Here is a 17942-nt window from a genome sequence, read left to right as displayed (position 1 = left end):
TGATTTTTGGCACGCTGTTGAGTTCTCAAGGAACGGTCGCTTCCTTTGTACTCACCCTCTCGGGCTTTCCTCCGGGCTTCCCTTCGGTCTTGCGTCTCCGACTCTATCAGATCCTTTCGGCTCCGATTCCCGGTCGGCGGGCTTGCCGCAGGCCTTCTCGCTTTCGCTCGTCGGCCTTTCGACATTCACTACGTTAGCCGATTCCCTCGCGAACTCATAATCGAGTTCCGCAGCTTCGAATTCGGGCATGCGAGCACGCCGAAAACGTCCCTGCAGAGAGGGAGTCGTAGGTAGTGGGTTGGCCGCTCCGGCTGCTGGCGATTGCCGTACCCGGTTCAGCGGCTCGGGCTACATTACGCACCTCGCCCACCCGAGTCAACTTCGGCGGCGCCGTGGCACATGGGCCCGGTAGGGGCTCACCGTCGGGTCGCCGGCGATCCAGAAGCGCCAGGGATGGACGTCCCCGTTGCCCCCCTCGCCCGCGACTCCGGTGCGTGGACCGTTCCGTACCTGGTCGGAGGGAACGGGGGTCCCGGTGACGATGCGCAGGGGTGTCTCGCCGGTGGCGCAGGCGTCCGTTCCGTCGAGGGCCCGGTCCACGCCCAGGGCCGTGGCGAGGCGGGCCGGACCTTTGGCCAGTTCCTTGTCGTTCCGGGCCGAGAGTCGACGTTTGCGGGCGAGCTCCTCCCCTTCGACGATCTCGCCGGCGCGCAGCAGGACCGCGCTCGCGATGCCGTCGGGGCCGCACACCAGGTTCATGCAGAACCACATGCCGTAGGTGAAGTAGACGTATACATGCCCGGGAGGGCCGAACATCACCTCGTTGCGGGGCGTGCGCCCGCGGTAGGCGTGGGAGCCGGGGTCGTTCATGCCGTCGTACGCCTCGACCTCCGTCAGGCGCACCGCGATCGGGCCCTCCGGGGTCGTGCGGACGAGGACGCGGCCCAGCAGGTCGGGCGCGACCTCGAGGACGGGCCGGTCGAAGAACTTCCTGGGCAGGGGCGTACGGTCCGAGGGCGCGATCATGGCGTACGAGCGTAGTCCAGACGGGTGGATTCCAAGGACTGGTCAAGGATCCCTCCGCTTGTCAGGGTGTGGGCGCGGAACCGGTCGTACGTGGATCGCGTTTCTAGGGATCAAGGATCCGTATCCAAAGGGAGAGTCAATGGCGTTCAAGAAGCTGCTCGCGAGCCTGGGGGCCGGCGGGGCTTCGGTCGAGACGGTGCTGGCCGAGGTCAACGTGGTGCCCGGTGGCGTCGTCCAGGGTGAGGTGCGGATCCAGGGCGGGTCCGTGAACCAGAACATCGAGGGTCTGGCCGTCGGCCTGCAGGCGCAGGTCGAGGTGGAGAGCGGCGACGAGGAATACAAGCAGAACATCGAGTTCACCAAGCTCCGGCTCGGCGGGGCCTTCGAGCTGCAGGCCGGGGCCGTGCACGCGGTGCCGTTCGGGCTGGAGATCCCGTGGGAGACGCCGGTCACGATGATCGACGGGCAGGCCCTCCGTGGGATGCACATCGGCGTGAAGACCGAGCTGGAGATCGCGCGGGCCGTGGACTCCGGTGACCTCGACCCCATCAACGTGCACCCGCTGCCGGCGCAGAAGGCGATCCTGGACGGGTTCATCCAGCTGGGCTTCCGCTTCAAGAGCGCGGACATGGAGCGCGGTCACATCCGGGGTACGCGCCAGCGGCTGCCGTTCTACCAGGAGATCGAGTTCTACCCGCCGTCGCAGTACCGCGGTCTGAACCAGGTCGAGCTGAGCTTCGTGGCCGACGAGCACGCCATGGACGTGGTGCTGGAGATGGACAAGAAGCCGGGGCTGTTCAGCGAGGGCAGCGACACCTTCCGGTCCTTCCAGGTGGGGCTGCACGACTACCAGGGGACCGACTGGGCGGCCTACCTCAACCAGTGGCTGTCCGAGGTGGGCAGCAAGCGCAACTGGTTCTAGGCGTCGGACAACTGGGCAGCCCCGGCCAGTTGGCCGGGGCTCCGCGATGTGGACGGGAAGGGCGGTTGGAAGGGGCTGCGCCGGCCGCGGCGGCGCCTCAGCCGGCCGCCGACAGTGCCGTCATCGGACTGACCCGGGCCGCGCGGCGGACCGGCAGTGCGCCCGCCAGGGCGGTGAGCGTGGACAGGGCGAGGACGACGCCGATGAGCTGGGCGGCGGGGAACTCGAGGGTGTCGACGCCGGAGGCCTTCACCATCAGCCGGGAGTACGGGACGGCGATCAGCAGGCCCATGGCGGAGCCGAGCGCGCCGTAGAGGCCGCCTCGAGCGTCATCGTGGTCGGGTGAGCACACGGATGGCCTCGGACGGCACACACGCCCGTGGGGGCCTAGGCTCGTAAGGCACTGATTTCAGAACCGTTCAGGAGGTACCGAGGTGACCGAGCTCAAGAGGCGGCCGCTCCCCCACGACTTCCACCCGCCCGTGCCCTCGTTCACGGTCACGAGCGAGGACGTCCAGGAGGGGGCGACCCTCAAGGACGCTCAGGTACACGCGGCCGGCAACACCTCGCCGCAGCTGCGGTGGGAGGGCTTCCCGCCGGAGACCAAGAGCTTCGCCGTGACCTGCTACGACCCGGACGCCCCCACGGGCAGCGGGTTCTGGCACTGGGTGCTGTTCGACATCCCGGCCTCCGTCACCGAGCTGCCGGCCGGGGCGGGCGGCGGCAAGTTCGAGGGGCTGCCCGAGGGCGCCGTGCACGCGCGGAACGACTACGGGTCGAAGGACTTCGGTGGTGCCGCGCCGCCGCCCGGCGATGGACCGCACCGGTACGTCTTCACGGTGTACGCGGTGGACCAGGAGAAGCTCGGCCCGGATTCCGACGCCTCGCCGGCCGCCGTCGGTTTCAACCTGCGCTTCCACACGATCGCGCGGGCTCAGCTCATCGGTGAGTACGAGATCCCCGGGAAGGGCTGATCGAGCTCAGCGTTCATGGAACGTTTGCCCGCCTCTGGTCTTGGAATTGATCAGAGGCGGGCAGTTTTTATTGCGTTGTCCATCTCGGCGCGCCCGTCCAGAGTTGATCCAAGCCCGCCGGGGGGTGGGCCGGTGCACATGGGAGGTGGGCTGGATGCGTGACACGCTGGTGCTGAACGCGAGCTTCGAGCCGCTGTCGACGGTGACGTTGAACCGGGCCGTCGTGCTGGTTCTGACGGCCAAGGCCGTCGTCGAGCAGGCCCACCCCGAACTGCGTATGCGCGGCGCCGATGTGGACATACCCGCGCCCCGGGTGATCCGGCTGTGCAGGTACGTACGGGTGCCGTTCCGAAGACAAGCCCCGTGGTCGAGGCGGGGCGTGCTGGTGCGGGACCGGCACCGGTGCGCGTACTGCGGCAGGCGGGCGACGACCGTGGACCACGTGGTACCGCGGGCGCAGGGTGGGCAGGACACGTGGTTGAACACGGTCGCCGCGTGCGCGGAGGACAATCACCGCAAGGCCAACCGGACGCCGGAGGAGGCGGGCATGACGCTGCTCCGGCAGCCGTTCGAGCCGACACCGGCCGACGCGATGCTGTTGGCCTTGGGTCAGGAGGACCTGGGGGCGCTGCCCGAGTGGCTGGCGGCGAGCGCGTCGGCTGCGTAGGCCGTCGCGGCGGTATGTGACCGGGGCCCGCCTTCCTGGTGAAGGCGGGCCCCGGTCACATACCGGTTCAGTCGATCGACGGCTTCTCGCGGCGCTGGTCCGGGACGCTGCCGGACCCGTTGCCGCTGCCGCTTCCGCTGCCGCCCGAACCGCCCGCCAGGGGGCCGAAGTTGCCCATCGCGCCGGACAGCCCCTTCAGGGCGTCGCCGATCTCGCTGGGGACGATCCAGAGCTTGTTGGCGTCGCCTTCGGCGATCTTCGGGAGCATCTGGAGGTACTGGTAGGAGAGGAGCTTCTGGTCCGGGTCTCCGGCGTGGATCGCCTCGAAGACCGTACGGACGGCCTGCGCCTCGCCCTCGGCGCGCAGGGCCGCGGCCTTGGCCTCACCCTCGGCGCGCAGGATCTGGGACTGCTTCTCGCCCTCGGCGGTGAGGATGGCGGCCTGGCGCGTACCTTCGGCGGTGAGGATCGCGGCGCGCTTGTCACGGTCGGCGCGCATCTGCTTCTCCATCGAGTCCTGGATGGAGGTGGGCGGTTCGATGGCCTTGAGCTCCACGCGGTTGACGCGGATGCCCCACTTGCCGGTGGCCTCGTCGAGGACGCCGCGCAGGGCCGCGTTGATCTCCTCGCGGGACGTCAGGGTCCGCTCCAGGTCCATGCCGCCGATGATGTTGCGGAGCGTGGTGACGGTTAGCTGCTCGATGGCCTGGATGTAGCTGGCGACCTCGTAGGTCGCGGCCCGGGCGTCGGTCACCTGGTAGTAGATGACGGTGTCGATGTTGACGACCAGGTTGTCCTGGGTGATCACCGGCTGGGGCGGGAACGGCACGACCTGTTCGCGCAGGTCGATGCGGTTGCGGATGGTGTCGATGAACGGGACGACGATGTTCAGGCCCGCGTTCAGTGTCCGCGTGTAGCGGCCGAAGCGCTCCACGATGGCGGCGCTGGCCTGTGGGATTACCTGGATGGTCTTGATCAGGGCGATGAAGACCAACACCACCAGAATGATCAGGACGATGATGACCGGTTCCATCGTGTTCCCCGTACCCTTCTCCGCCTCGGCGCCTCGGAAGATCTTATGGCTGTTGAAGATCTTGCTGGTCGAGTCTGACAGACCGTAGTGGAACTCGTGAGGTGTTCACCCCAGTTGAGTCCTGCGAGGTCAGATGACGATCGCGGTGGCTCCTTCGATCTCCACGACGTCCACCTCCTGACCCACCTCGTAGGCGCGGTCGGGGTGGAGGGAGCGCGCGGACCACACTTCCCCGGCGAGCTTGATCCGGCCGTCGGAGCCGTCGACCCGTTCCAGTACGACGGCCTGCTTGCCCTTCAACGCGTCGACGCCGGTGACGAGTTGGGGGAGCTGTCTGCCGTGCCGGGCGGCTATGGGCCGTACGACGGCGATCAGGGCGACCGAGACGATGACGAAGGCGAGTACCTGGACCACGACGTCGAGGCCCAGGCCGGCCGCGACCGCGGCCGCCACGGCTCCCACCGCGAGCATCCCGAATTCCGGCATCGCGGTGACCACGAGCGGGATTCCGAGCGCTGCCGCGCCGACGAGCCACCACACCCACGCGTCGATGTCGTTCACACGGTCATGGTAGGGCCGCGGGTCTGCGGCGCACAGGGCGCAAGGGGGGTCAGGACAGGGGCAGGCCGTGCGCGGTCCAGCGGTCGCCGACCTGCTCGACGACGAGCGGGAGTCCGAAGCAGCGGGAGAGGTTGCGGGAGGTGAGTTCGAGCTCCAGCGGGCCCGCGGCGAGGACCTTGCCCTGACGGATCATGAGGACGTGGGTGAAGCCGGGGGCGATCTCCTCGACATGGTGGGTGACCATGATCATGGAGGGGGCGATCGGGTCGCGGGCGAGGCGGCCGAGGCGGCGGACCAGGTCCTCACGGCCGCCGAGGTCGAGTCCGGCGGCGGGCTCGTCGAGGAGCAGCAGTTCCGGGTCGGTCATCAGGGCGCGGGCGATCAGAGTGCGCTTGCGCTCGCCCTCGGAGAGGGTGCCGAAGCGGCGCTGGAGGTAGTCGCTCATGCCGAGGCGGTCGAGGAAGGCGCGGGCGCGCTGCTCGTCGATCTCGTCGTACTCCTCCTGCCAGCCGGCCGTCATGCCGTATGCGGCGGTCAGCACGGTCTGCAGGACGGTCTGGCGCTTGGGGAGCTTCTCCGCCATGGCGATGCCGGCCATGCCGATGCGCGGGCGCAGGTCGAAGACGTCGACCTTGCCGAGGGTGTCGCCGAGGATGGTGGCGGTGCCCTGGCTGGGGAAGAGGTAGCTGGAGGCGACGTTCAGGAGGGTCGTCTTGCCGGCGCCGTTCGGACCGAGGATGACCCAGCGCTCGCCCTCCTTGACCGACCAGGAGACCTGGTCCACCAGAGCCCGGCCCTCACGGACCACGGATACGTCCTGAAGCTCCAGAACATCGCTCATGAGCGCGTTGTCTCCCCTTGCAGTGTGGCCGGTCTCGGCTCTCGCGTACGCCTGTGGCTCGGTCCGCCGCGCCGGTGGGCGCAGCCCTTATGAAATCTACGCCACGCGTGCGGCGGTCCATTCCATCGGTCCGGTCCTTAGGGTGGGGGCATGCTCTCGGAACCACGTTCAGGACGCCTCACCGCTTGGGGAAATGCCCTTTTGGGCGGATTTGTCTCTCCGGATGACGCGGTGCTCGCCATCGTCGGCGACGATGCGGTGCACCGGGTGGAGGGGCTGCCGGGTGAGTCCGCGCCCGTCGGTCTCACACTCGCGCTGGGGCGGCTGCGGGCGCTCGGGGTGAGCGGGCTGTGCGTCGCGCTGCCCCGGCCGGGGCATCCGCTGGGGCTGAGCGGGCCGCCCGAGTTCAATGCGCGGGCGCTGGAGGCCGAGGAGGCGGTGGTCGGTCACGGCGCCGGACTGGGGCTGGTGCCGGAGGTGTACGAGGCGGGCCCCGCCGGGGACGTGCACGTCGAGGTGGTCTGGCATGTGCTTCCGGTGCGGGAGGCTCCGCCGGCCGATGTGCCGTCGCTCGGGGAGGCCGAGCGGGAGCTGGCGGAGGCGTTGCGGGAGGCGACGGAGGTTCTCTCGCGGCTGGACGTCGCCGGGGCGGGGCCGGTGGCGGAGGCGGCGATCGACGCGTACCGGGCTCGTGCCGAGCATGGGCGGGAGGTGTTGGCGCCGGGGTATCCGCCTCGGGCGGTGCGGGTGCTGGAGCTGGCTCAGCGGGTGGGGCTGCTGGTGTCGCTGGCGTACGGCAACGGGCACGGCGGTGCGGTGAGCTCCGCTGAGATGGCGGCTCGGGGGGAGGCGTTGCGGCCTGTCGAGCGGACGGCTCGGCGGGCGCAGGTCGCGGCGTACAACTCCGTTGTGGAGGAGCGGGAGCGGGGGGTGCGGTGACGCGGGGTTTCTTCTTCAGCGGGTTTGCGCGGGCGTCGCTGGGGGCTGCCGTCCCCAGGCCCCCGCTTTCGGCCTGAACGGCCTCGTCCTCAAACTCCCCCACTCTCGGCTTCGCTCGAGCGGGGGACCCCCACGACGGGCCGAGTCATGCCGGTCGGTACCGCGAAGTGAAGCCCCACGAACTGACAGGCCCCCCGGTGCACGCGGGAGGCCTGGGTTCTGGGTGGTGGGGCTCAGTGGTTGACGCCCAGGTTGCCGAAGGCCGGGTTCAGGGCGCCGATCACGTTCACGGTGTTGCCCACCGCGTTCACCGGGACGTGCACCGGGGCCTGGACGACGTTGCCCGAGAGGACACCCGGGGAGTGCACGGCCTCGCCGTTCGCCCACGCGCCGCCGGTGGTGGCGGAGGCCATTCCGGAGCCGGCGGCGATCAGTCCACCCGCCACCATCGTCACGGCCGCCGCCTTCTTCAGGTTCTTCACTTCTGTGTCCCCTCCTTGCGGTCACCGCGGCACTCGCCGCGGCACGCACTGGAGAACGCCGGAGACCGGCGGAGGATGCGCCGTCCGGATGACATTCCCACGACGGTATGAATCTCAGCCCGTCACACCATGACGTACCGCCCACAACGCCGCCTGTGTGCGGTCCGCCAGGTCGAGTTTCATCAGGATGTTCGAGACGTGCGTCTTGACGGTCTTCTCGGAGAGGACGAGGGCGCGGGCGATCTCCCGGTTGGAGCGGCCGTCGGCTATGAGCCCGAGCACCTCGCGCTCCCGCTCGGTCAGTGAACCCGGCCTGCCCTGGCCCGAGTTGGCGTCCTCCTGGGACAGCAGCGCGTCGGCGACCTCCGGCTGGAGCAGGACGTGTCCGGCGTGGACGGAGCGGATGGCGCCGGCGAGGGCGTCGGGGTCCACGTCCTTGTACACGTATCCGGCGGCACCCGCGCGCAGGGCCGGGACCACCGTGCGCTGTTCGGTGAAGCTGGTGACGATCACCACGCGCGCGGGGTTGTCCAGCTCGCGGAGCCGGCGCAGGGCGTCGATGCCGTCCATGCCCGGCATCCTGACGTCCATCAGGACGATGTCCGGCTTCAGTTCCTCGGCGCGGGCGACGCCCTCGGCGCCGTCGGCCGCCTCGCCCACGACCTCGATGTCGTCCTGCACCTCCAGGAAGGTGCGCAGTCCCCGGCGGACGACCTGATGGTCGTCGACGAGCAGCACCCTGATTGCGTCAGCCACCGGGGACCTCCATCTCGATCGTGGTGCCCTTGCCGGGCGCCGATTCCACGGTGAGTCGGCCGCCGGCCCCGCTCGCCCGGTCCCGCATGGAGACCAGCCCCAGGTGGCGGCCCGCGCGGCGGACCGTCTGCGGGTCGAAGCCGCGGCCGTCGTCGGTGACACGCAGCACGGCTCCATGGCCGCACCGGGCCACGGTCACGTCGACGTGCTCGGCGCCGGAGTGCCGCAGGGCGTTGTGCAGGGCTTCCTGGGCGACCCGCAGCATGGCCTCCTCCTGGGCGGCGGGCAGGGCGCGGAAGCCGTGGGCGGCGAACGTCACGCGCGCGGTGTGGGCGCGGTCGAGGACCTGTATCTGGGTGCGCAGGGTGGCGACCAGACCGTCCTCGTCGAGCGCCGCGGGCCTCAACTCCACCACGGCCGCGCGCAGTTCGTCGGCGGCTTCGGCGGCCAGCGCCGCCACCTGTTGCAGTTCGCCCTTGGCGCGGGCCGGGTCGCGGTCGACCAGTGCGGCTGCCGCCTGTGCGGTCAGGCGCAGCGAGAACAGTTTCTGGCTGACCGCGTCGTGCAGCTCGTGCGCGAGGCGGGAGCGTTCCTCGGCGATGGTCAGTTCGCGGCTGCGTTCGTAGAGACGGGCGTTGGTGAGGGCGATTGCGGCGTGCTGGGCGAGGATGGCGAGGAGTTCCGCGTCCTCCTCGGTGAAGCCGCAGCCTCCCTGTGATTCGGCACACGGGGCCTGTGGGGGGTGTCCCCCCACAGGGCGCAGCTTATTCGCCAGGAACAGGGCGCCGATGACCTCGTCGCCGTCCTTGATCGGCAGGCCCAGGAAGTCGGACATCTCGGGGTGGGCGGACGGCCAGCCCTCGAAGCGGGTGTCCTCGCGCACGTCGGCGAGGCGGACGGGCCGGGCCTCGTCGAGCATCGCGGCGAGGATGCCGTGCCGGCGCGGGAGCGGGCCGATGGCCTTCCACTGGGCGTCGCTGACGCCGTCGACGACGAACTGGGCGAAGCCGCCGTGGTCGTCCGGGACCCCGAGGGCGGCGTACTGCGCGTCGAGCAGCTCGCGGGCCGAGGCGACGATCGTCTTGAGGACGTCCCGCACCTCCAGATGCCTGCTCATGGCCAGCAGCGCGGCACTCACCGCGGCGAGGCCGGACCTGGGGCCTTGACTCATGCCCTCACGGTACCGGCGGGGCGTACGGGCGCGGATGGGACCGTCGGCGGCGTCCGCCGGGCCGGTGGAACTAGGTCCGGTGGCGTAGGGCGCGGGGCAGGAGGGGACGGGCGGGGGCAGGAGAGGCGGCAAGGGGCCGAATGCCCTCACGCAGAGCATTGCGCCAGCAACGTGCGGTGAAGACGCTGTGACGCCGATGTGAGCCCGCACATAGGGCGCACATCACGTACGAACGGACATAGGAGAGGGCGTGTCATCCCTGAACGGGACGGATGCTCCAATCTGTCCCGATTTGCCCTTCCCTGATCCACTATGCGGCATCGTACGTCACACCTTTGCCTGCCGATTTTGCGGCCGCTAAGAATTGCCTCCGTCGCTCGGCGCCGTGGGTTTCCGCCCGCGGCGTTCGTGCGGGAAGGAACCGACTCCCGCGGCACGAGAGCGACCTCCGCGCGATTCGAAGAGGTCCATCACCCATGCTCAAGAACCTTCACATCCGTCGTCTCAGTCCGGCCCTGACCAAGCACCTCAGCCCGGCCCTGGCCAAGCATCTGCGTCCGGCCCTGACCAAGCACAACAAGATCGCTATCGCCGGTGTCTCCACCCTCGGTGCCGCCGCCCTCGCCTTCTCGGCGGTTCCCAGCAGCGCGCAGACGGTCACGACGGGCACCCCGGAGGCCGCGCCCCAGGCGGTCTACGGCTCCCAGCGGATACCGGACGTCAAGGGGACCGTGACCGACCAGCTCGCCACCGAGACGGTGAAGGTCGAGGCCATCGCGGCGAAGCAGAAGGCCGCGGCGGACGCCGCGACGAAGAAGGCCGCCGCCGCTGCCGCCGTCAAGAAGGCCGTCCAGGAACGCGCCGCCCAGGAGCGCGCCGCCCAGGCACGTACCGCGAAGGCCGCCGTGAGCCGTTCCACGACGCGCGCCGCCGTGAAGCCGGCCGCCGCGAAGAGCTACGCCAACAACCTGGACGGCTGGATCCGGCACTCCCTGGACATCATGCGGTCCAAGGGCATCCCGGGCAGCTACAGCGGCCTGCACCGCAACATCATGCGGGAGTCCTCCGGCAACCCCCAGGCCATCAACGACTGGGACATCAACGCCGTCAACGGCATCCCGTCGAAGGGCCTGCTCCAGGTCATCCCGCCGACCTTCGCCGCGTACCACGTCGCCGGCACGTCGTGGAACATCTACGACCCGGTCGCCAACATCACCGCCGCGGCCAACTACGCGGCCCACCGGTACGGCTCCATCGACAACGTCAACAGCGCGTACTGAGGTCGGCGCGGACCTTCGACACACGCGGAAGGGCGGCACCCCGTTGCGGGGGTGCCGCCCTGCGTCGTTCCACCGGCTCCGTTACTTGCGCATGACCTCGGGCTCGTGGCGGCGCAGGAAGCGGGCCACCAGGAAGCCGCAGATCACGCCGAGGACGATCAGCGCGACCATGTCCATGGCCCAGACAGCGGCCTGGTGGTCCCAGAGCGGGTCCGTGTTGGTCGGGTCGTCGGTGTTCGGGGCGATGTTGTTGAAGTCCAGCGTGGCGCCGGCGGCGGCCACCGCCCAGCGCGACGGCATCAGGTACGAGATCTGGTTGGCGCCGACGGCGCCGTTCAGGGTGAACAGGCAGCCGGTGAACACGACCTGGATGATCGCGAACATGACCAGCAGCGGCATGGTCTTCTCGGCGGTCTTCACCAGCGAGGAGATGACCAGACCCACCATCATCGAGGTGAAGCCGAGCGCCATGATCGGCACGCACAGCTCGAACAGCGTGGAGCCCCCCAGGACGAGGCCCTTGTCGGGGATCTCCCGGCTGGAGAAACCGATCACGCCGACCATCAGGCCCTGCAGCACGGTGACCGCGCCGAGTACGACCACCTTGGACATCAGGTACGCCGAGCGGGACAGGCCGGTCGCCCGTTCCCGCTCGTAGATGACCCGTTCCTTGATCAGCTCACGCACGGAGTTCGCGGCGCCCGCGAAGCACGCGCCGACGGCGAGGATCAGCAGGACCGTGGTCGCCGTGCCGTTCGGGACGGGCACATGCGTCTTCGGGTTGATCGGGTTGACCAGCAGGCCCTTGTCCGAGTCGATGAGCAGGCTGACCGCGCCGAGCACTGCGGGCAGGATCACCGTCAGTGCCAGGAAGCCCTTGTCGGAGGCGATGACCGCCACGTACCGCCGGATCAGTGTCAGCAGCTGGGAAGCCCAGCCCTGCGGCTTGGGCGGCTTCATCGCCTGCGGCGGAGGCATGGGTACGGCCTGTGGGGCGACGGCGTCGATGTCCGCGGCGTACATCTGGTAGTGCTGCGAGCCCTTCCAGCGGCCCGCCCAGTCGTAGTCGCGGTAGTTCTCGAAGGCGGAGAAGACGTCGGCCCAGGTGTCGTAGCCGAAGAAGTTCAGCGCTTCCTCGGGCGGGCCGAAGTAGGCGACCGCGCCGCCCGGCGCCATCACCAGCAGCTTGTCGCACAGCGCCAGCTCGGCCACCGAGTGGGTGACGACGAGGACCGTACGGCCGTCGTCGGCGAGGCCGCGCAGCAGCTGCATGACGTCGCGGTCCATGCCCGGGTCCAGGCCGGAGGTCGGCTCGTCCAGGAAGATCAGCGACGGCTTGGTGAGCAGCTCCAGGGCCACCGAGACGCGCTTGCGCTGACCGCCGGAGAGGGAGGTGACCTTCTTGTCCTTGTGGATGTCCAGCTTGAGCTCGCGCAGCACCTCGTCGATACGGGCGTTGCGCTCGGCGGCCGTGGTGTCGGCCGGGAAGCGCAGCTTCGCCGCGTACTTGAGGGCCTTCTTGACGCTCAGTTCCTTGTGCAGGATGTCGTCCTGCGGGACCAGACCGATGCGCTGACGCAGCTCGGCGAACTGCTTGTACAGGTTCCGGTTGTCGTAGAGGACCTCGCCCTGGTTGGCGGGCCGGTAGCCGGTGAGCGCCTTGAGCAGGGTGGACTTGCCGGAGCCGGACGGGCCGATGACCGCGATCAGGGACTTCTCCGGGACGCCGAAGGAGACGTCCTTCAGGATCTGCTTGCCGCCGTCGACCGTGACGGTCAGGTGGCGTGCGGAGAAGGAGACCTCACCGGTGTCGACGAACTCCTCGAGGCGGTCGCCGACGATGCGGAACGTGGAGTGGCCGACGCCGACGATGTCGGTCGGGCCGAGCAGTTGCGTGCCGCCCTTGGCGATCGGCTGGCCGTTGACGTACGTGCCGTTGTGCGAGCCGAGGTCGCGGATCTCGAACCGGCCGTCGGGCGTGGCGTGGAACTCCGCGTGGTGGCGGGAGACCTGCAGGTCGGAGACGACCAGGTCGTTCTCCAGGGCACGGCCGATGCGCATCACGAGGCCGAGGGAGAACTGGTGGAACGTGGTCGGGCTGCGGTCGCCGTACACCGGCGGCGCCCCCGCGTCGCCACCGGGCACCTGCTGCGCGTAGGCCTCGTGCGGGCCGCTCTGCTGCTGGGGGATCGCTTGCGGAACCGGCGCGGGCCGCTGCGGCTGCTGCCAGCCGGCCTGCGGCTGTGCGACCTGCGGCTGGGGCGCCTGCTGCGGCGGGGCCTGCTGGGCCCAGCCGGCGCCCACGCCCTGGGCGGCGTACGGCTGCTGCTGGGCGGCCGCCGCCGCGGCGGCGGAGAGGTTCAGGCGCGGTCCGTCGCTCGCGTTGCCGAGGTACACGGCCGAGCCGGGGCCGATCTCCATCTGCTGCGGGATCCGCTGACCCTGTACGAACGTGCCGTTGGTGCTGCCGTGGTCCTCGATGACCCAGCTGCGGCCGTTGTAGCTGACCGTGGCGTGCCGCCAGGAGACCCTGGCGTCGTCGAACACGATGTCCCCCTGCGGATCGCGTCCGAGGGTGTAGGTCCGGGACGCATCGAGCGTCCAGGTCCGTCCGTTTGATTCCAGTACGAGTTCCCGCACTCCGCGCCCCACTGAGTTGTCCCCCGAATTACCCCCAACACAGGGAGTCTAGGGATGTCGAACATCGTGGGGAACTATTTCAGGCTCCGCCCTCTGACCGAAAGTCGGGCCTTGCCAAGGGCACCTAAGGACGCTTCAACTCATCCCGTTGACGGGGTTGAAATCGGGCCGGAGAGTGGTAATCCCACGCGAGGGGGACATGCGCGGCCGCCGGCCGCGCAGCGGATCGGGGGGTCTGCCATGGGTACTGCCACGGGAGTCGGGACCGCGCGGCGCGGCAGCGGGCTGCCGTGGGGTGACATCCTGTTGTCGGCGATCGCCGCCGTGAGTTGGGCGTTGATCGGGATGGCGGGTACGGCCGCGCTCGGGCTGCACCTCTTGAAGGCGGACACCGCGGGCTCGCTGGGGCCGATGACGGCGGCGGTCGTGGCGCTGGGGGCGGGTGGTTCGGTCTCCCCGTCCGGTGACGTGTCCGCGTTCGGTCTGAAAGGTGCTCAGGCCCACACCGCCATCGAGATCACGCCACTCGGGGTGAGCCTGGTCGGTGCGCTGCTGTTGTCGTGGTTCTTCCTACGGTCCCTGCGCACGGACGGAGTTGTCATCTCCCCTGCCGAACTCCTCGCGCGTGCGGGCTCGGTGGTGGCGCTGTTCGTGACGATGCTGGGAGGGCTGGCCTGGGTGGGGCACGACGTCATCACCATCGACGGCGGCTCTCTCGGGCTGGGCAAACTGCCCGGTGCGGGCGGAGGCGGTGGTGGGGTGCGCATTCCCGGCGTCGGCGACCTCGGGGACATCGGCGGGCTGCTGCCCGACCGGCTCGGCGACCTGATCCATGCCAAGGCGGCTGTCGGCTTCACCGTGGACACCGCGCCCACCCTGCTCGGCGGTCTCTGCTGGTCCGCCGGGACCCTGCTGATCGCGCTGCTCGCCTCGCGCCGCACTCCGCTGCCGGGCGGCTGGGAGGCGGTGCACCGGGTGGTCCGGCCGGCGGCTTCGTCCCTCGTGACCGTGCTGCTCCTTGCCGTGGCGGCAGGCCTCGCGGCCGCGGCGTACGCCGCGGTCGGCGACGACCATCCGGGGCGGATCGCGGGCGCGGCGCTCCTCGGGGCGCCGAACGGCGTGTGGCTCGGTGTGCCGATCGGCCTCTTCGTGCCGTGGGACGGCAGGGCGACGGGCGTACTGGCGGGGCTGCTGCCCGACCCGCTGGACAGGTTCCTCGGCGGGGGGCCGGGCCGGCCGGTGACCTTGGGCCGCCTCGCCGACCTGGACGGGCGGGTGTGGCTGCTCGGGGCGGCGGCGGCGCTGTTGATGCTGTCGGCCGGGGTGCTGACGGCGGTGCGGACCCCTCCGGGGGGCGGGCGGGGTGCGGTCGGTTTCGCGGGGCGGTGTGCGCTGCGGCTCGGGATCGCCACGGCGCTGACGCTGCCGTTGCTGGTCTGGCTGGCCGACGTCTCCGTGGACGCCTCGCTGTCCGTGCTGGGCTTCGACGCGTTCGGCGCCGGGGTCGAACTGCACGGGCATCTGGGCACGGCCCTGCTGCTGGGGGCCGCGTGGGGCGCGGGGGCGGGGGCCGCGGGGGCGCTGCTGGCGTGGGCGTTCGGGGGTGCGGGGCGGGGAGCGGCCGCGTTGGCACTGGGTGACGTGGGGAGGGTGCGTGTGTACGGGGACCCGGAACACGCGGGACCTTACGCCCCGAGCACGCCGTACCGCCCGCCGAACCCCGCTACGAACCCGTACCTGCGGCTGCCGGAGGAACTGCGGGGCCGGGAGGCCGGGCCACGGCCACCGGGTGACGCGCGCCCTGCTGCCGTCCCGGGGCCGTACGACGCCGCGCGGCCCCGGGAAGGCGGGCGGGCCGCCGGGCCTGCGCCGGAGGGGCCACCGGCGCCCGGGGACGTGTCCGGCGCCCCGACCGTGGCCGGGCCGATCGCCCCGCCCCCGCGCTCCCCCCGGCGGCCGGGGCCTCGCTCGCGCGACCGGTCCGCGGGCCCGCGGGACGACGGGCCTCCCCCGCCGCCTCCGCCGCCCTCGGCCGGCGAGCAGGAGGGGCGACGCTGAGGACGCGGCGCGGCACCCCCGGAGTGAGGCCGGCCCCGCGGTGGAAGCCACCTTTCTTTCGCCTCACTGCGCCCGGCGGCGCCGCGCTGGGGCGATGGGCGGATGACGGCGGGCATGCCGACTGCCGCCACGGGACCGCGCCACGGCGACTGGACGCTGCTCGGCCTGGGGCCGGCGTGTGCCCGCCGCTGTCCGGACTTCGCGGCCGAGCCGACCGACCTCACCGGCCCGACATGCGCCGTCGCACGAGAGCCGCCGTCTCCCCGCCTCGGCCGGCGATCCCGCCCGGTGGCGGCGCGGCGTCCGCCGGGTGACGCGGACGGGGTCCGGTCGTCGGGGTTTCGCAACCGGAGCGACACCCACTGTTCCCTGTCCGCTAGACGGACCACGCGGGCGGAAGGCACTCGGTGCCGGATACGGTGGACACACCATGAGCGCTTCGCAGACCCCCGCCTCAGTGACCCCCGAGGTTCCCACTCTCCTCGTCAAGATCTTCGGCAAGGACAGTCCGGGCATCACGGCCGGCCTCTTCGACACGCTTGCCGCCTTCCGCGTGGACGTGGTCGACATCGAGCAGGTCGTCACTCGTGGCCGCCTGGTGCTCTGTGCGCTGGTGACGCACCCGCCCGCCGGGCTGGAGGGCGATCTGCGGGCCACCGTGCACAGCTGGGCCGAGTCGATGAAGATGCAGGCGGAGATCATCTCCGGCCGGGGCGACAACCGTCCGCGCGGTCTCGGGCGCTCTCTGGTGACCGTCCTCGGGCATCCCCTCACCGCCGAGGCGACCGCCGCGATCGCGTCCCGGATCGCCAAGACCGGCGGCAACATCGACCGCATCTTCCGGCTCGCCAAGTACCCTGTCACCGCCGTGGAGTTCGCGGTGTCTGGTGTGGAGACCGAGCCGCTGCGCACCGCCCTGGTGACCGACGCCGCGGCGCTCGGCGTGGACGTCGCGGTCGTGTCGGCGGGTCTGCACCGGCGGGCGCAGCGCCTGGTGGTGATGGACGTGGACTCCACACTGATCCAGGACGAGGTGATCGAGCTCTTCGCCGCGCACGCCGGCTGTGAGGACAAGGTCGCCGAGGTGACGGCGGCCGCGATGCGCGGTGAGCTGGACTTCGAGCAGTCGCTGCACGCGCGCGTGGCCCTGCTGGAGGGCCTGGACGCCTCGGTGGTGCAGAAGGTGCGGGGCGAGGTACGGCTGACTCCGGGGGCCCGGACCCTGATCCGGACGCTGAAGCGGCTCGGCTACCAGGTCGGTGTGGTCTCGGGTGGCTTCACGCAGGTCACCGACGACCTGAAGGAGCGGCTCGGGCTGGATTTCGCCCAGGCCAACACGCTGGAGATCGTCGACGGGAAGCTGACCGGCCGGGTCACCGGCGAGATCGTGGACCGGGCGGGCAAGGCGCGGCTGCTGCGCCGGTTCGCCGCCGAGGCCGGTGTTCCGCTGTCGCAGACGGTGGCGATCGGCGACGGCGCCAACGACCTGGACATGCTGAACGCGGCGGGGCTGGGCGTGGCCTTCAACGCCAAGCCGGTCGTCCGTGAGGCCGCGCACACCGCGGTGAACGTGCCTTTCCTGGACACCGTCCTGTATCTGCTGGGGGTCACCCGCGAAGAGGTCGAGGCGGCGGACACGCACGACGAGGGCTGACGGCCCGCGGAACCCGGTCCGCGTATCCGGTCCCCCGCTTACCCGGGGAGGGCCCGCCACCGCTACCCGGGGAGGGCCCGCCACCGCCTCGTGGCGGGCCCTCTGCCGTCACTCCGACGGAGCCCAGTAGTCGACCAGCGTGGCCGTGCCCGGTTCCAGGCTCTTCCAGGACCCGGTGAAGGTCAGGACCGCGAAGGCGGCGGCGGGGAAGCCCCGGCGGTTCATCCGCTCGCGGGCGTCGCCCTCGGCGGAGGCGGCCAGGATGTCGGCGAGTCCGTGCACACCCGGGTTGTGACCGATCAGGATCACGCTCTGTGTCTCGTCGTCGATCTCGTTGAACAGAGTGATCAATTCGCCGGGTGAGGCCTCGTAGACCCGCTCCTCGTAGATGGTTTTCGGCCGCTCTGGGAGCTCATGGACGGCGAGCTTCCAGGTCTCGCGGGTGCGGACGGCGGTGGAGCACAGGGCCAGGTCGAGGTGGATGCCGGAGTCGGCCAGCTTGCGGCCGGCGACTGGGGCGTCCTTGCGGCCCCGCTCGGCGAGCGGCCGCTCGTGGTCGTTCACCTGTGGCCAGTCGGCTTTCGCATGCCGGAAGAGGACAATCCTGCGGGGTTCTGCGACGCTCATGGCACCCAGCTTCGCATGAAACAGGCCATGGGGCGCAGGGAGTTGACATGCGGATTTGCCGACGGGAGGCGCACGGAAGACTACCCACCGCTAGCCGGTGACCAGCCGCAGCACCCGTTCGAGAAGGTGGGTGAGCGCCGGGTCGCCGGTGGCCGCCTGCGCGTTGGCCGGGTTGAGTATCAGCACCAGCAGGGAGACGAAGGCGAGCGCGGGCAGCGCGAGGGCCCACCAGCGCAGCCGGATTTCGACGCCGCCCGTGGTCGCCGGGTGGGGCCGGGTGTGCGTACGGGCCGACATGCTCGCCTCCGCGG

General features: G+C 70.6%; 18 protein-coding genes. 7 read left to right on the top strand and 11 right to left on the bottom strand.

From position 1 onward, the window contains the following. Positions 1–375 precede the first annotated feature (375 nt). Positions 376–1026, bottom strand: coding sequence for a DNA-3-methyladenine glycosylase (locus ACFYZQ_RS36510; protein WP_389157603.1), 651 nt, complete (start codon positions 1024–1026; stop codon positions 376–378). A 139-nt stretch (positions 1027–1165) separates the two neighbouring features. Here ACFYZQ_RS36510 and ACFYZQ_RS36505 point away from each other — a divergent pair, with 139 nt between their 5' ends. Continuing rightward, complete coding sequence (locus ACFYZQ_RS36505) at positions 1166–1948, top strand: sporulation protein (protein WP_389157600.1); 783 nt, start codon at positions 1166–1168, stop codon at positions 1946–1948. A gap of 97 nt (positions 1949–2045) precedes the next feature. Here the strand turns inward: ACFYZQ_RS36505 and ACFYZQ_RS36500 are convergent, their stop codons facing one another. Then, positions 2046–2300 (bottom strand): hypothetical protein, encoded by a 255-nt coding sequence (locus ACFYZQ_RS36500; RefSeq protein WP_389157598.1) that lies wholly within the window; start codon positions 2298–2300, stop codon positions 2046–2048. 82 nt (positions 2301–2382) lie between these two features. Here ACFYZQ_RS36500 and ACFYZQ_RS36495 point away from each other — a divergent pair, with 82 nt between their 5' ends. Together ACFYZQ_RS36495 and ACFYZQ_RS36490 are read left to right on the top strand one after the other, a co-directional pair. Beyond that, complete coding sequence (locus ACFYZQ_RS36495) at positions 2383–2922, top strand: YbhB/YbcL family Raf kinase inhibitor-like protein (RefSeq protein ID WP_389157595.1); 540 nt, start codon at positions 2383–2385, stop codon at positions 2920–2922. Positions 2923–3076: 154 nt separating this feature from the next. Then, positions 3077–3589, top strand: a complete 513-nt coding sequence (locus tag ACFYZQ_RS36490; RefSeq protein WP_389157592.1) for an HNH endonuclease — start codon at positions 3077–3079, stop codon at positions 3587–3589. A 67-nt stretch (positions 3590–3656) separates the two neighbouring features. Here the strand turns inward: ACFYZQ_RS36490 and ACFYZQ_RS36485 are convergent, their stop codons facing one another. The 3 genes from ACFYZQ_RS36485 to ACFYZQ_RS36475 all read right to left on the bottom strand — a co-directional run bounded on the left by ACFYZQ_RS36485 (position 3657) and on the right by ACFYZQ_RS36475 (position 6024). Continuing rightward, positions 3657–4622, bottom strand: coding sequence for an SPFH domain-containing protein (locus ACFYZQ_RS36485; protein ID WP_389157589.1), 966 nt, complete (start codon positions 4620–4622; stop codon positions 3657–3659). A gap of 129 nt (positions 4623–4751) precedes the next feature. Further along, positions 4752–5183, bottom strand: a complete 432-nt coding sequence (locus tag ACFYZQ_RS36480; RefSeq protein ID WP_389157586.1) for an NfeD family protein — start codon at positions 5181–5183, stop codon at positions 4752–4754. Positions 5184–5232: 49 nt separating this feature from the next. Next, positions 5233–6024 (bottom strand): ABC transporter ATP-binding protein, encoded by a 792-nt coding sequence (locus tag ACFYZQ_RS36475; RefSeq protein ID WP_389157583.1) that lies wholly within the window; start codon positions 6022–6024, stop codon positions 5233–5235. Positions 6025–6174: 150 nt separating this feature from the next. On the opposite strand from ACFYZQ_RS36475, the gene ACFYZQ_RS36470 reads away from it, so the two are divergent. Further along, positions 6175–6963: a hypothetical protein gene (locus ACFYZQ_RS36470; RefSeq protein ID WP_389157580.1), complete on the top strand. Its 789-nt coding sequence runs from the start codon at positions 6175–6177 to the stop codon at positions 6961–6963. A gap of 233 nt (positions 6964–7196) precedes the next feature. Here ACFYZQ_RS36470 and chpE read toward each other — a convergent pair whose 3' ends face one another. The 3 genes from chpE to ACFYZQ_RS36455 form a co-directional block, all read right to left on the bottom strand. Beyond that, positions 7197–7445, bottom strand: coding sequence for a chaplin ChpE (chpE, locus tag ACFYZQ_RS36465; protein WP_389157577.1), 249 nt, complete (start codon positions 7443–7445; stop codon positions 7197–7199). Between the two features lie 114 nt (positions 7446–7559). Further along, a complete protein-coding gene (locus ACFYZQ_RS36460) occupies positions 7560–8201 on the bottom strand; it encodes a response regulator (RefSeq protein WP_389157574.1) in 642 nt (213 codons plus the stop codon). Beyond that, entirely contained in the window at positions 8194–9372 is a 1179-nt protein-coding gene (locus tag ACFYZQ_RS36455) for a GAF domain-containing sensor histidine kinase (protein ID WP_389157571.1), read from the bottom strand. The genes ACFYZQ_RS36460 and ACFYZQ_RS36455 overlap by 8 nt, the downstream gene beginning before the upstream one ends. A gap of 476 nt (positions 9373–9848) precedes the next feature. Here ACFYZQ_RS36455 and ACFYZQ_RS36450 point away from each other — a divergent pair, with 476 nt between their 5' ends. After that, complete coding sequence (locus tag ACFYZQ_RS36450; protein WP_389157568.1) at positions 9849–10652, top strand: transglycosylase SLT domain-containing protein; 804 nt, start codon at positions 9849–9851, stop codon at positions 10650–10652. A gap of 81 nt (positions 10653–10733) precedes the next feature. Here ACFYZQ_RS36450 and ACFYZQ_RS36445 read toward each other — a convergent pair whose 3' ends face one another. Then, positions 10734–13292 carry an FHA domain-containing protein gene (locus ACFYZQ_RS36445; RefSeq protein WP_389157614.1) on the bottom strand — a complete coding sequence of 853 codons (2559 nt, stop codon included), beginning with the start codon at positions 13290–13292 and terminating at the stop codon, positions 10734–10736. A 240-nt stretch (positions 13293–13532) separates the two neighbouring features. On the opposite strand from ACFYZQ_RS36445, the gene ACFYZQ_RS36440 reads away from it, so the two are divergent. Together ACFYZQ_RS36440 and serB are read left to right on the top strand one after the other, a co-directional pair. Further along, positions 13533–15350 carry a streptophobe family protein gene (locus ACFYZQ_RS36440; protein ID WP_389157565.1) on the top strand — a complete coding sequence of 606 codons (1818 nt, stop codon included), beginning with the start codon at positions 13533–13535 and terminating at the stop codon, positions 15348–15350. A 430-nt stretch (positions 15351–15780) separates the two neighbouring features. Further along, positions 15781–17004 carry a phosphoserine phosphatase SerB gene (gene serB / locus ACFYZQ_RS36435; RefSeq protein ID WP_389157562.1) on the top strand — a complete coding sequence of 408 codons (1224 nt, stop codon included), beginning with the start codon at positions 15781–15783 and terminating at the stop codon, positions 17002–17004. Positions 17005–17112: 108 nt separating this feature from the next. On the opposite strand, the gene ACFYZQ_RS36430 is transcribed toward serB, so the two are convergent. Next, the gene (locus ACFYZQ_RS36430; protein ID WP_388804367.1) at positions 17113–17631 is read right to left on the bottom strand and encodes a SixA phosphatase family protein; all 519 of its coding nucleotides are present in this window, start codon (positions 17629–17631) and stop codon (positions 17113–17115) included. A gap of 90 nt (positions 17632–17721) precedes the next feature. Next, the gene (locus tag ACFYZQ_RS36425) at positions 17722–17928 is read right to left on the bottom strand and encodes a hypothetical protein (protein ID WP_389157559.1); all 207 of its coding nucleotides are present in this window, start codon (positions 17926–17928) and stop codon (positions 17722–17724) included. Between the last annotated feature and the right edge of the window lie 14 nt (positions 17929–17942).

It is taken from the genome of Streptomyces sp. NPDC001843 (genome assembly GCF_042891955.1).
Classification (GTDB): Bacteria; Actinomycetota; Actinomycetes; order Streptomycetales; family Streptomycetaceae; genus Streptomyces.
The sequence above is the reverse complement of the archived record's forward strand: the minus strand, read 5'-3'. Positions and strand labels throughout refer to the sequence as shown.

Coding starts and splice junctions, on each gene's coding strand:
- ACFYZQ_RS36510 (WP_389157603.1), bottom strand. CDS start 1,026: ATGATCGCGCCCTCGGACCGTACGCCCCTGCCCAGGAAGTTCTTCGAC.
- ACFYZQ_RS36505 (WP_389157600.1), top strand. CDS start 1,166: ATGGCGTTCAAGAAGCTGCTCGCGAGCCTGGGGGCCGGCGGGGCTTCG.
- ACFYZQ_RS36490 (WP_389157592.1), top strand. CDS start 3,077: ATGCGTGACACGCTGGTGCTGAACGCGAGCTTCGAGCCGCTGTCGACG.
- ACFYZQ_RS36485 (WP_389157589.1), bottom strand. CDS start 4,622: ATGGAACCGGTCATCATCGTCCTGATCATTCTGGTGGTGTTGGTCTTC.
- ACFYZQ_RS36475 (WP_389157583.1), bottom strand. CDS start 6,024: ATGAGCGATGTTCTGGAGCTTCAGGACGTATCCGTGGTCCGTGAGGGC.
- ACFYZQ_RS36470 (WP_389157580.1), top strand. CDS start 6,175: ATGCTCTCGGAACCACGTTCAGGACGCCTCACCGCTTGGGGAAATGCC.
- ACFYZQ_RS36455 (WP_389157571.1), bottom strand. CDS start 9,372: ATGAGTCAAGGCCCCAGGTCCGGCCTCGCCGCGGTGAGTGCCGCGCTG.
- ACFYZQ_RS36450 (WP_389157568.1), top strand. CDS start 9,849: ATGCTCAAGAACCTTCACATCCGTCGTCTCAGTCCGGCCCTGACCAAG.
- ACFYZQ_RS36440 (WP_389157565.1), top strand. CDS start 13,533: ATGGGTACTGCCACGGGAGTCGGGACCGCGCGGCGCGGCAGCGGGCTG.
- serB (WP_389157562.1), top strand. CDS start 15,781: ATGAGCGCTTCGCAGACCCCCGCCTCAGTGACCCCCGAGGTTCCCACT.
- ACFYZQ_RS36430 (WP_388804367.1), bottom strand. CDS start 17,631: ATGAGCGTCGCAGAACCCCGCAGGATTGTCCTCTTCCGGCATGCGAAA.
- ACFYZQ_RS36425 (WP_389157559.1), bottom strand. CDS start 17,928: ATGTCGGCCCGTACGCACACCCGGCCCCACCCGGCGACCACGGGCGGC.